This window comes from Dysgonomonas sp. PH5-45 (assembly GCF_029893235.1).
Taxonomy (GTDB): domain Bacteria; phylum Bacteroidota; class Bacteroidia; order Bacteroidales; family Dysgonomonadaceae; genus UBA1309.
On the sequence record NZ_JARXWE010000010.1, the window covers coordinates 68055 to 80824 of the forward strand.

The window sequence follows — 12770 nt, forward strand, 5'->3', positions numbered from 1 at the left end:
CGGACTTTTCTTTTTGGCATCGTTACCCTTTTTGCCTTTACAAGAAAGAATGGGCACAACAATGTTTATTCTTTGTTTATTTCGGATAGGCTGTTTAAGAAACCGGCTACCGTTTGCGTCCATTTTTCGGGATGCTTTATGAGGTACGATTCGTGCAGTGATTCGGGGAAAATAACCAGTGTTTTGTTTTTTGAAGCTACGTTGGCGTATATTCGCTGGGTTTCGTCCACAGGGATATTCGGGTCTTTTCCACCGCCTGTAATCAGAACGGGAACGGTTATGTTCTTTACATAATCTTCGGGATTCATGCTGTAAACATTAAATCCGTTTACAAGCCCGCCCCAAAGGCAGAGCGAGTTTTTCATGAAAGAGGGTAAATCTACCAGTCTGCCCATGCGCACTTTCACGGCATCTTCGAGCCGTCCGTAAGAGGCTTCCAGTATTACGGCACGGACGTTCATCCTATAATCGCTCTGGGCTTTGGCAACGGCTGCCGCACCCATAGAAAACCCTTCGAGGTATATATCTTTCTCGCGCAGGGTGTTCTGTGCGTATTCGTAAGCCGCTTTCACGTCTTCGGCTTCGCGATAGCCTATCGTGACGGTATTTCCGGTAGAACCTCCAGCTCCTTCAAAATCTACCAGCATAACGTCGTAGCCCATCTGCCGCAGGGCATAAGCTTCGCCAAGCATTGCCGATTTTTCGTCCACATAGCCATGAAAGAGTATGAAGAAGCCCCGTTTCAGGCTGTCTGTCGGCATTATCCATGCTTCGAGGGTTTTGTGGGGCGATGCCTGAATCCTTACCGTTTGGTAAGGTACGTTGGGGTATTGTTTGGTTTGCGGATGCGGAATGTCCATTCCCAGAAAGAGTGTTTTTATTTTCTGTAAGGATGATGGTTGACTGTTTACAGTTTCGGCATTGTCTACGAAGTGGGTAAACTTATAGGCTTGCATAGCCGAAACAGCATTAAAAAGCACAAACAACACCAACAATACGATGCTGCTCCATTTTAGTGCCGATTTCAATTTTTTGTTTACAGTCATAATGGCGGTTGTTTATTCTATGCCAATCAGGGGCAAATACCGAACGAATCTAAAAGCTCGCTGTTTGCTAATTTGAAGTCAATACTACGGTTTAGCTTTGTTTTACCCTTCGAATTGGTGTCGTAAATGGCTATTGTAAAAGTTTTTGCTTCTTTCAGGGCTTCTATAAATTTTTTGAATGCGTTGTTCTCAAATTTATGAAACGGATTTCCAAAGCTCTTACCATCAATCAGAAAATCAGGTTCTTTATCATCAATCTTCGAACTTACAAAGTCAATGCCTCCATAGTCGCCATCGCGGTAATTCTCGGAATACTCAATCATAAAAAACGGCATCCTTTCATCATTGGCACAGTTGGTGCTGAAGGATAAACGGTAATCGGTGTTCGATAGGTTCAGAACCATATTTTCGCCATTGTACTTAATCAAAACCCAACCATCGTGCGAAATCATGTTGGGAATATTCTCCAATTGCTCGTCCGAAAGGTCATCTATATTTATTATCGTCCTCTTTTCCACTGTTTGGGCAGCGGTGCTGAGGCTTACAAGGAGTAAGAGAAATACATTAAAGATGATTTTCTTCATTTAGATATAGTTTTGTCTGATTATAGAATAATCGGTTCAGAAAGTATTTTTGTTTATACCGAATTTTTCTTCCACATGATGCACGCCGCGCGGCTCTACGTGTACAACAATATCGTAAACGTTTACGATGGTTTGCTTTATGCTTTCTTCAACCTCTTGAGCTATGTTGTGGGCTTCGTTCAGGGTAATCTCTCCATCGGCTTCAACATCGAGTACTATCATATACATTCCGCCTATCTGGCGCGAGCGCACACGGTGCGGATTGCTTGCCCCCTGCACTTTGTCTACGGCTTCAAAAATCTTTTCGTAGACCGATGTGTCTTTCACGCCATCCATCAGTTCTACGTTCGAGTCCATAAAAATGCTTATAGACGATTTTATGATGAATAGGCTGACAAACAGACCTGTAACAGAGTCCAATATAGGTAGTTGCAAAAGGAAAGTAAAAGCTAACCCCAACAGTACGCTTAAGGATATAAGTATATCGTTGCGCATATTTTTAGCGTTGGCCATGAGCATTGGGCTGTTTATTTTTTTACCCTGACGGTATTGGTAGATTGCTAAACAGAGCTTCCCGGCAATCGAAAAGACCGTTACATAAATAGCTATCATAGTTGGCATGTTTCTTTCCGTGCCTTCAATTATGCTATGCAGCGACGATATAAGCATCTGGATACCCGCATAAAAAATTACGAACGACAGGATTTTTGTGGCTATGCTCTCGGCCTTTTCATATCCGTAAGCATACTGCGCACTGGGCGGGCGGTTCATGATGCGTGCCGTATAAATCATTACAATGGATATAATTACATCGGTTGCGGAATCTATCCCATCGCCCAACACGGCCAAACTGCCCGACAGGATACCGATAGCAATCTTAGCAACAGACAGGAGTGAGTTGCCCAGGGTGCTTATCCACGATGTTTTTATCAGTATTTTTTCTTTACAGACAGCCTCATTCATACCTGTGTCTCAATGATAGTTTTTTTATGCTGTGCGAAAATACGATGTTTTTATAAGACTGCGAAATACTAATACATAAAAAACGTACAACCCTTCTCCAATCGTCCTATCGGGCTGAGAAAGAACATTCTTTCTTCGTGTTTTGTGGTTTCCCCTCGGGGTATATTCGATAAAAATATTAACTTTGCGCTGATACAATGGTAAAGTGTTGCCGGAAATTTTATATGCGCAATATATATAAAATCCAGCATAAGAATTGTTACCGTACTTTGGGGGGATGCCTCCCGATAAAGAGGTGAGCATGTTGGCCTCGTTTCTTTTTTTTGAGTATTATGAAAAATACAAACTCTATCAAAGTTTTTGCAATCTCGTTGCCCATTATCTGGGCAGTGATAACCGTAGGTCTGTTTTCAGGTTTGCTTGCCGGAAATGCTTTTTTGAGAGATTTTATCTTACCGGTTATCTTGCTTGTGTCATTTGTTTTGCTCAATGTTTATATTGTAAAGTTGTGGTTTGCATATACCGAAGATAGTAAAACACTGAAACGTATAAATAGCGAATTAGAAACTATACTGACCAAAGCCCGCGAATCGGAGGCTCATGAAAAATATGAACTGTTTGTCCTCAAACGTTTTCTGAAGAAGATAGAAGCTGAGGAATAGCACACGCATACTTAAAAATACTTACTATTCATTATACTTTCGGAAAAACATCCGCGTTATGTTTCTAATAAAGGCATTAATCAGTATTTTTGAATGAAATAAATAATAATGACAATGAAGAAAAAACGCATACTTTGGGCCGACGACGAGATAGACTTGTTGCGTCCGCACATTTTGTTCCTTAACGAAAAAGGATACGAAATGGTTACGGTAAACAGTGGACAAGATGCTATCGATTCTTTCCGTGACGAGACTTTCGACCTTGTTTTTCTTGACGAAAACATGCCGGGGCTGTCGGGGCTCGAAACCCTGTCGAAACTGAAGGAAATAAATCCCAATGTGCCTGTCATTATGATAACCAAGAGCGAGGACGAAGGCATAATGACCGATGCCATAGGGCGCAAGATAGCCGACTATCTGATAAAACCCGTCAATCCGAATCAGATTTTGATGTCCATAAAGAAAAATCTGCACAAAGACGATATCATGACCGAAGCCACTCTTGAAGGCTATCGGGAAGAATATAACAAGATAGCCACCCAGATAAACGATGCCCGCACTCCGGACGAATGGATTGATGTGTACCGCAAAATAGTTCATTGGGAGATGGAGCTTACCGCTTCGCAAAACCCGCTTATAGACCTCCTGCGTATGCAGAAGCAAGAGGCGAACAACGCTTTTGTCAAATTTGTGCGTCAAAACTACGAAGACTGGGTTGCAGGGGGGAGCGACGATCGGCCTTTGCTGAGTCCCGATCTTTTTAAAGATAAGGTATTCCCTACGCTCGATAGTGACGAAAAGGTTTTCTTTATACTGATCGATAATTTCCGCCTCGATCAATGGTGGGAGGTGAAAGATCTGCTTGCCGGAGATTTTACTTTCAACGAAGATATGTATTACAGCATTCTGCCAACGGCAACGCAATATGCGCGGAACTCCATTTTTTCGGGACTTATGCCCAAGCAGATAGCCGATATGTATCCCGACCTTTGGATAGACGAAGACGAGGAGGAAAGTAAGAACCTGAACGAAGAGCCACTTATTCAGACACAGATAGATCGTTTCCGCAAAAAATATACGTTTTCGTACAACAAGATACTGTCATCTGCTCAGGGCGAAAAACTGGTGCAAAATTTCAATACGCTCGACCGTAACCTGCTTAATGTCGTTGTAATCAACTTTGTGGATATGTTATCGCATGCCCGTACCGACTCGAAGATGATTCGCGAACTGGCTTCCGACGAGTCGGCATACCGTTCGCTCACACGCTCGTGGTTTAAGCATAGCAGTACCACCGATTTGTTTAAACGGATAGCCGAAAAAGGATACAAGGTGATGCTCACCACCGACCACGGAACCATCCGCGTGAAGAATGCCGTAAAAGTGGTTGGCGACAAAGCCACTAACACCAATCTGCGTTACAAATTGGGGCGGAATTTGGCATACGACTCACGGAAAGTGTACGAAATGCGCGACCCCGCACGCTTTGGGTTGCCTGTGCCTAACATCAGCACGAGATATATATTTGCTTATGGTGACGATTTTTTTGCTTACCCAAACAACTATAATTATTACGTGTCGTATTATGCCGACACTTTTCAGCATGGAGGTATATCGCTCGAGGAAATGATAGTTCCTTTCATAACGATGAACCCTAAGTGATGTAATGAATTTTAATGATATTCCTATTTTTTTGTCATGCTGAACATGAGTGAAGCATCTGGGGAAAGCAAAAGATTCTTCGTTAACACTCAGAATGACAAAATATATCAATTGATATTTTAGAGAATTTGCAAGAAGAATAGAACAGAAAAAAGCCAATGGAATTAACTATAAAATCGCTCGATACAATTCGCGAAACCGCCTCTGAGTTCATAAAAACGATGGGCGATAATACCGCTTTTGCCTTCCGAGGAAGCATGGGGGCAGGTAAAACCACTTTCATTAAAGCTCTTTGCGAGGAGTTGGGCGTTGAGGATGTAATAAACAGCCCTACTTTTGCCATCGTGAACGAATATCGTTCCGGTACGGGCGAGCTGATTTATCACTTCGACTTTTACCGCATAGACAGGATTGAAGAAGCCTACGATTTTGGCTACGAAGATTATTTCTACAGCGGCAGCCTTTGCTTTGTGGAGTGGCCCGAAAAGGTAGAAGCCCTTCTTCCGCACGATGTAATAAACGTAACCATTGAAGAGCAACCCGATGCAACCCGAAAAATAACAATTAGTTAAGACTTCGAAGCTTGCGAAAAAAACAGAAAAAAGGCCTTCAATTTGATGCTTTTGTCATGCTCAACGTGAGTGAAGCATCTGAGAAGCAAAAGATTCTTCGTTAACACTCAGAATGACAATAAAATGACGTAAAAAGATATGAAACCATTAGGCATGCATAATTATTATGTATATATAACTACTAATGCAACAAAAACGGTGCTTTATACAGGTGTAACTAATGATCTTAGTCGGCGTTTATATGAACATAAAGAAGATGCATTGAATGGTAAAAAATATTTTGCTGGGAAATATAATGCCTATAACTTGATATACTGGGAGCGCTTTGCATATATTGAAGATGCAATAAACAGAGAAAAAGAAATTAAAGGTTGGACAAGGCAAAAAAAAGAGAATCTGGTAAAAGAAATAAATCCCCAGTTTGCATTCTTGAACGACGAGGTATTATAAAAGGCCCCGTAGTGCATTTAGGAAACAAAAGATAATTATTTGAAAAACAGCACAATCATTTTTTTGTCATCCTGAGTGTAACGAAGGATCTTTAATAAACAATACAGAGATTCTTCACTTTGTTCAGAATGACAAATGCTATAAAATGTTTATAATAAATCATTTGATATAAACTCTCTAAATGCACTACGGGTTATAAAAGAATTCTAATCATGTTAACATGAATGAAGCCTCTATATAGAATATCATTCTTCTTCGAAGCGATAAATTAATTATCTTTGGAGTTTGTAATGCATTTAGAAAATAAAAACTAATTGTTTGAAAGATAACATATATCTATTTTGTCATCCTGAGTGAAACGAAGGATCTTGAATAAAAAACACAGAGATTTTTCACTTTGTTCAGAAACAATGTTCGAGGAACGTAGATGACTCAAAGACAAATGTTGTAAATATTTATAATAAGTAATTTGATGTAAATTCACTGGGTGCACTATGGGCTTTTCGAATTTAAATCATAGTCTGACTAAATCAAGAAAATGAAATTAATACCATCTGTTTTAATACTTTCTGTCCTTATGATAATAACAACAAACTGCGCGAACAAAACAACACCTCCGAAAGCCGAATACTCGGGTAAAGATATTTCCGGACAGGTATCGATAGTGAGAGATAAGGAAACGAAAGAAGCTCGATTGAAAATAGAAACAGAGGGAAAATGGACTGTCTATGCGGGGCATTCTCCTGAAAAGATAGACATGACAACACCCGTTGCCGAAGGTGAAGGCAGTGGCGAATTTTCTCTGCATGTGAGCAATACGGCACATAGTTATTTTCAGATAGTAACCCCCGATGGTAAGGCTATTTTGGCAGAACGCCATTTGCCGATGGAAGGCGGATATAACTTCCGCGATTTGGGCGGATTCCGTACGCAGGACGGGCGGTATGTGAAGTGGGGAAAACTTTTCCGCAGTGACGATCTCAGTAATCTAACAGACCCCGATTTGCATTATTTGGCAAGCATTCCTATTGTTTCGATTGTAGATTTCAGAGCCGAAACAGAGGTGCAGAAGTCGCCCGACAGAGAACCTTCGTCTGTGAAGACGAATTATAAACTGCCAATAATTCCCGGCAATCTGGCAAATTTTCAGACGGCAGCCGTTTCGTCCGAAACTTTGATGACCGATATGAACCGCCTTTTGGTTAGCGATACGGCAAGTATCGGGCAGTATAAAGAACTTTTCCGTTTATTACAAAACCCGGATGACACTCCTCTTTTGTTTCACTGCTCGGCAGGGAAAGACCGTACGGGACTTGCGGCAGCGTTGATATTGTTTGCCTTGGGGGTTGATGATACAATCATCATGGACGACTATCTTTCGTCTAACGCATACCTTGGCAATAAATATGCTGATATAATTGCCCGTAAGCCTGCAATCAGGGGAATGTTTGAGGTACGTGCCGAATATTTAAGTGCGGCACTTGAGCAAATACGGATAGAACACGGTAGCATCGAAAACTTCTTAACTAAAGTATTGGATGTTGATATCCAGAAAATGAAAGACCTGTATTTGTATTAAGTTTTGCAAACAGACTTCTTGTTTTAATATGGATTTTTTCTTTGCTTTGTGGTGATTAACCACATAAAAAATAGAATAGTATGGAAACACAAATGAAGTTTTGCCAAAGTTGCGGTATGCCACTTAACACGGATGCAGATCATGGAACAAATGCCGATAAAAGCCTAAACGAAGATTACTGTGTTTATTGCTTTAAGGAAGGGAACTTCACATCCGATACAACGATGGATGGAATGATTGAAACCTGCCTTCAGTTTTTGGACGAATTTAATAAAGATGCGCCCAAGAAGCTCACTAAAGAAGAAGCACGGGCCGAGATGAAAAAGTATTTTCCTATGCTGAAACGTTGGGCTAAATAATATTATAAAAAAGGTCTTTTTTATAAAAAATGACATACCTTTGCGGGAAATATTTTACAAACCAAAGAACACGAAATAATCTTTCGCACTAAGGAGTATAAGAAATATTATATAATACATTTAGATGATTGGGGCTAAAACGACAGAATTTATATACTTCGTATGGTATAGAATTTTTTTGTAGATAAGAAATCTCAATTATGTGATGTTTTGTGTTATTTTCAAACCTTAAATAATAATGGTTAAATATAATTGTAACATTTAATAACTAAATCTTAAATAGGTAATTATGAAAAGTAAAACAACCGCAGCAGTCTTAGCAATTCTTCTTGGAGGTATTGGTGTACACCGATTCTATCTGAACCAAACTGGATTAGGTATTCTATATTTTTTATTTTGTTGGACATTTATTCCTCTTATTGTTTCGGTGATTGATTTTATTGGTTTTTTAATAATGGACGAAAATAAATTCAACCAAAAATATAATACTACTTATCCTCTTTATCCTAATCACACAAATATAACAGTAAATAACGGTAGCTTGCAAAATGATTCTGTAAAAAGTAACAGTTCCAGCGATGAAATTGAAAAGTTGTTTGACTTGAAAGAAAAAGGAATTATTACTCAAGAAGAATTTGAGTTTAAAAAGAAAACATTGTTATAATTTTCGATTATAATATAGAAACACTATATGGAGCAGACAGTTGTTCCATAGTGTTTTTATTTTTATCGGATTCTTTACATTCTTAATTAGTGCTATTCTCATAGCTAATAGAATAATAGTGTGAGGGAGAAGGAAGCTTATCGCTCGTCTTTGTAAAGCAGATATTTGGAGCGCATTTGTTTATATTTGTCCAAATCTTTTTGCCACGACTTGCGAATCTGCTTTTCGGTCATCCCTCTTTGTATTTGTAGGCGAAGCTGGTCAGTCCCTGCAAGCATATTCATAAATTGGCGTGAGGAGAAAAACTTATCGCCTAAGCCTGTGCTTTTATAAAAGCTTATCAGGTATTTCAGAGTGAGGCTTCCGTCAGTCTTTTCTTTACGCAGGTCTATGCCATAGCAAAGACGGTTTTTTTGCAACGGGTTTTTGTCCGACCCCTCCAATGCTCTTGGCGTAAACTTAAACGAACCGCATTTAGGGTTGGGGTAGCCTACCGCTTGGAATGGAAATTCTGTGCCGCGCCCCACACTAACTTTTGTCGCTTCGAAGAAACAAAGCGAAGGATACAGCCGTATTGCTTGGTCGTTTGGCAGATTTGGTGATGGTTTGATGGGGAGCGAATAGGCTTGTCCGTGCTTCCAGTCTTTAACGGGTATGACTTTTAAATCGCATTTCAAACCATTGCTTAACCACCCTTCGCCATTTATCATCAGGGCAAGTTCGCCTATCGTCAGTCCGTGCAGAATGGGAATAGGGTGTTTGCCTACGAATGATGTGAATTTCATGTTCAGAACAGGCCCGTCAATATGGTCATTGGGGTTAGGTCTGTCTAATACGATGAATAGCTTATTGTTTTCCGCACAAGCTTGCATAACGTAGTGCATGGTGGTGATGTATGTGTAGAAACGCGCGCCAACGTCTTGTATATCAAAAACGACAATGTCTGTGTCCTCCAATTGCTGCTTGGTTGGCTTGTAGTTTTTTCCGTAAAGGGATATGAGTTGCAGGCCTGTTTTGCTGTCCTTTCCGTGAAGAACCCTTTCTCCGGCATCAGCCATACCTCTGAAACCGTGTTCGGGAGCAAATATTTTGGTGATTGATATTCCTTTTGTCAGAAGTGCATCAACGAGGTGTATACCATCGTTAAGGCAAGAAGTCTGATTGGCAACAATGGCAGTTTGTTTATCTTTAAGGAGAGGTAACAGTTCGTTTAAGCAGTCGGCACCTACTTTTACTTGAGCCATGGAAAGGTTAGGCAGGCTTAATGCCCAAACGTATAGTAATAAAATTCCTAAATATTTTTTCATGCAATCTGTATTTGCTGCAAACTTACCTATTTTTGTACGAAATAGACAAAGTTATGGATGTAAATAATTTGATAGAAAAATATTATCGAAGAGATTCCGAGCTATACGATATATTGGTGAATCACAGCAAGGCTGTGGCCGATAAAGCTCTGTTGATTGCCGACAATCATCCCGAATTGAATGCCGACCGGCAGTTTCTGTACGAGGCATCTATGCTGCACGATATAGGTGTTTTTATGACAAACGCCCCCGAAATACAATGCTTTGGCGATAGGCCTTACATTTGCCATGGTGTGTTGGGTGCCGATTTGGTACGGAAAGAAGGATATTCTCGTCATGCTTTGGTTTGCGAGCGGCACACAGGCGCCGGCCTGAAGCAGGAGGAAGTAATAAAGCAAAAACTGCCAATACCGCCCCGCGACTATATGCCAATCAGTATAGAAGAGCAGATTATTTGTTTTTCCGATTGTTTTTTCTCGAAAACAAACTTGAATGAAGAAAAAACGGTGGAGAAATTATTGAAGAAATTTGAAAAACGAGGAGAGCGTTCTGTATTACAGATAAAAGAGTGGTGCCGGATGTTTTTGTAATGTAGACCGATGATTGATTCTTTTTCTTAAATTTGCATCCTGTAAGGGAGAAAGAACCTGTTTAAATGTCTGAAAATAGAAAATCACAAAATCGAAAAATGAAAATAGAACAAAAACTGAAGCAAGAAATACAGAAGGCTATTAAAAGCCTTTACGGACAAGATATACCCGAACAACAAGCCGAACTGCAAAAAACAAGAAAGGAATTTCAAGGGCATTTTACGCTGGTGGTTTTTCCTTTCCTGAAAATGTCGAAAAAAAGCCCCGAACAAACTGCTCAAGAAGTAGGCGAGTGGCTTAAAGCCAATGTAGATGAAATAGCCGGCTTCAATGTTATAAAGGGTTTTTTGAATCTTGTTCTGAAAACTTCGGTTTGGATTGATGCACTTAATAATATAAATGCGGAGGCCGATTATGGAATCGTCCCTGTAACTCCCGACGCTCCGCTGGTGATGGTCGAATATTCGTCGCCCAACACAAACAAACCGCTCCATTTGGGGCATATCCGTAATAACCTCTTAGGCTTTGCCCTTGCTGAAGTGTTGAAAGCAAACGGAAACCGTGTGGTAAAAACCAATATAGTGAACGACCGTGGCATACATATATGTAAGTCGATGCTTGCTTGGCAAAAATGGGGAGAAGGCGCGACGCCCGAATCGACAGGAAAGAAAGGCGACCATCTGGTGGGCGACTTCTATGTTCTTTTCGATAAGCATTATAAGGCCGAGCTTGCCCAGTTGAAAGCATCGGGCATGGACGATAAAGAAGCCGAGGCCAATTCTACACTCATGGCCGAAGCACGCGAGATGCTCCGCCGATGGGAGGCTGGCGATATGGAAACGGTTGCCCTGTGGGAGAAAATGAACTCGTGGGTTTATACCGGTTTTGACGAAACCTATAAACGCTTGGGTGTGGACTTCGACAAGATTTACTACGAATCTACAACTTATCTTGATGGTAAAGAAACCGTTTTGGAGGGGCTCGATAAAGGTGTTTTCTATCAGAAGGAAGACGGTTCTGTTTGGGCTAACCTCGAAGGCGAAGGTCTCGACCATAAGTTGCTGTTGCGGGGCGATGGCACATCGGTTTATATGACACAAGATATAGGAACTGCTAAACAGCGTTTCAACGATTACAATATTAATAAGATGGTATATGTGGTAGGCAACGAGCAGAATTACCATTTTCAAGTCCTTTCAATTCTGCTGGATAAGCTGGGGTTTGAATTTGGCAAGGGACTGGTTCATTTTTCGTACGGAATGGTAGAATTGCCCGAAGGAAAAATGAAGTCGCGCGAGGGAACGGTTGTCGACGCCGACGATTTGATGGACGAAATGATTCAGACCGCCAAAGAAACCTCTCAAGAGCTTGGCAAGTTGGAAGGCTATACCGAAGAAGAAGCTAACGCCGTATCGCGCATGGTTGGCTTGGGTGCTCTGAAATATTTTATTCTGAAGGTAGACCCCAAAAAGAATATGACTTTCAACCCGAAAGAGTCTATCGACTTTAATGGGAATACGGGTCCATTTATCCAATATACTTATGCGCGTATCCAGTCTGTGTTGCGTAAGGCTCAGGAGCAGGGTATCGTGATACCTGACGTTCTGCCGGCAGATATAGAGATTTCGGAAAAAGAACAAGGGCTTATCCAGTTGGTAGGCGATTTTGCCACAGTGCTTAAACAAGCAGCCGACGAATATAATCCTGCCCTGTTGGCAAACTATTCGTACGAATTGGTGAAAGAATATAACCAATTCTACCACGATTTTTCTATTTTGAAAGAAGAAAATGTTGGTTTGAAGAGTTTCCGTTTGGTGCTATCGGCAAACGTAGCTAAGGTTGTAAAACAGGCAATGGCCTTGTTGGGAATAGAAGTCCCGGATAGGATGTAATATTAAACCATCTATATGTAAGTTCTTGTAAATCATTTGAGGTAAAAAAAACTTTGCAAAAAAGGTTTTAAAAAGTTTGTTTTGTATTTATAAAGTTTCTACTTTTGCATCCGCTTTCCAGTTAAGCGCACAGTTTTTTAGCAGTGTAGTTTTAGGGGAAAAGCACACGAGAAGCGATCTTTGAGGTTTTGGTAAAAAGGAACAATAAAAGAAAAAAAATAGCATTAGACGGGTAGTGCGAATTCTTTCTTTCAAAGGGAAGAAATAAGTACTAATCCCGGTCAATTCAGATTTTAAATTAAAAAAGGATTGCATCGGGTCAGGGATAACTGAAGGTATAAAAAAAAGAATATACAAAGAAGAGTTTGATCCTGGCTCAGGATGAACGCTAGCGATAGGCCTAACACATGCAAGTCGAGGGGCAGCATGGCGGTAGCAAT

General features: G+C 40.6%; 13 protein-coding genes and 1 rRNA gene. 10 read left to right on the plus strand and 4 right to left on the minus strand.

Features of this window, described 5'->3' with window-relative positions; all coding sequences use genetic code 11:
• Nucleotides 1-65 precede the first annotated feature (65 nt).
• From M2132_RS05525 to M2132_RS05535, 3 genes are read right to left on the minus strand one after another with little or no spacing between them, the layout of a single operon-like run.
• Nucleotides 66-1046 (minus strand): alpha/beta hydrolase, encoded by a 981-nt coding sequence (locus M2132_RS05525; protein ID WP_280672123.1) that lies wholly within the window; start codon nucleotides 1044-1046, stop codon nucleotides 66-68.
• Nucleotides 1047-1072: 26 nt separating this feature from the next.
• Nucleotides 1073-1630 (minus strand): hypothetical protein, encoded by a 558-nt coding sequence (locus M2132_RS05530; protein WP_280672125.1) that lies wholly within the window; start codon nucleotides 1628-1630, stop codon nucleotides 1073-1075.
• 36 nt (nucleotides 1631-1666) lie between these two features.
• Nucleotides 1667-2593: a cation diffusion facilitator family transporter gene (locus M2132_RS05535; protein ID WP_280672127.1), complete on the minus strand. Its 927-nt coding sequence runs from the start codon at nucleotides 2591-2593 to the stop codon at nucleotides 1667-1669.
• Nucleotides 2594-2925: 332 nt separating this feature from the next.
• Here M2132_RS05535 and M2132_RS05540 point away from each other — a divergent pair, with 332 nt between their 5' ends.
• The 7 genes from M2132_RS05540 (at nucleotide 2926) to M2132_RS05570 (ending at nucleotide 8541) form a co-directional block, all read left to right on the plus strand.
• Nucleotides 2926-3255, plus strand: a complete 330-nt coding sequence (locus M2132_RS05540) for a hypothetical protein (protein WP_280672129.1) — start codon at nucleotides 2926-2928, stop codon at nucleotides 3253-3255.
• Nucleotides 3256-3363: 108 nt separating this feature from the next.
• Nucleotides 3364-4917, plus strand: coding sequence for a bifunctional response regulator/alkaline phosphatase family protein (locus tag M2132_RS05545; protein WP_280672131.1), 1554 nt, complete (start codon nucleotides 3364-3366; stop codon nucleotides 4915-4917).
• A gap of 158 nt (nucleotides 4918-5075) precedes the next feature.
• Nucleotides 5076-5489, plus strand: a complete 414-nt coding sequence (gene tsaE / locus M2132_RS05550; RefSeq protein WP_280672132.1) for a tRNA (adenosine(37)-N6)-threonylcarbamoyltransferase complex ATPase subunit type 1 TsaE — start codon at nucleotides 5076-5078, stop codon at nucleotides 5487-5489.
• Nucleotides 5490-5627: 138 nt separating this feature from the next.
• On the plus strand, nucleotides 5628-5939 hold the full coding sequence (locus tag M2132_RS05555) for a GIY-YIG nuclease family protein (RefSeq protein WP_280672133.1): 312 nt from the start codon (nucleotides 5628-5630) through the stop codon (nucleotides 5937-5939).
• Nucleotides 5940-6477: 538 nt separating this feature from the next.
• Complete coding sequence (locus M2132_RS05560; RefSeq protein ID WP_280698225.1) at nucleotides 6478-7518, plus strand: tyrosine-protein phosphatase; 1041 nt, start codon at nucleotides 6478-6480, stop codon at nucleotides 7516-7518.
• Nucleotides 7519-7598: 80 nt separating this feature from the next.
• Nucleotides 7599-7877: a zinc ribbon domain-containing protein gene (locus M2132_RS05565; RefSeq protein ID WP_280672136.1), complete on the plus strand. Its 279-nt coding sequence runs from the start codon at nucleotides 7599-7601 to the stop codon at nucleotides 7875-7877.
• A 289-nt stretch (nucleotides 7878-8166) separates the two neighbouring features.
• Entirely contained in the window at nucleotides 8167-8541 is a 375-nt protein-coding gene (locus tag M2132_RS05570; RefSeq protein WP_280672138.1) for an NINE protein, read from the plus strand.
• A gap of 137 nt (nucleotides 8542-8678) precedes the next feature.
• Here the strand turns inward: M2132_RS05570 and M2132_RS05575 are convergent, their stop codons facing one another.
• Nucleotides 8679-9848 carry a DUF1343 domain-containing protein gene (locus M2132_RS05575; RefSeq protein WP_280672140.1) on the minus strand — a complete coding sequence of 390 codons (1170 nt, stop codon included), beginning with the start codon at nucleotides 9846-9848 and terminating at the stop codon, nucleotides 8679-8681.
• A 53-nt stretch (nucleotides 9849-9901) separates the two neighbouring features.
• On the opposite strand from M2132_RS05575, the gene M2132_RS05580 reads away from it, so the two are divergent.
• The 3 genes from M2132_RS05580 to M2132_RS05590 all read left to right on the plus strand — a co-directional run.
• On the plus strand, nucleotides 9902-10438 hold the full coding sequence (locus M2132_RS05580; RefSeq protein ID WP_280672142.1) for an HD domain-containing protein: 537 nt from the start codon (nucleotides 9902-9904) through the stop codon (nucleotides 10436-10438).
• Between the two features lie 98 nt (nucleotides 10439-10536).
• Complete coding sequence (argS, locus tag M2132_RS05585; protein WP_280672144.1) at nucleotides 10537-12330, plus strand: arginine--tRNA ligase; 1794 nt, start codon at nucleotides 10537-10539, stop codon at nucleotides 12328-12330.
• 353 nt (nucleotides 12331-12683) lie between these two features.
• Nucleotides 12684-12770: ribosomal RNA gene (locus tag M2132_RS05590) — 16S ribosomal RNA — on the plus strand; the annotation flags it as partial.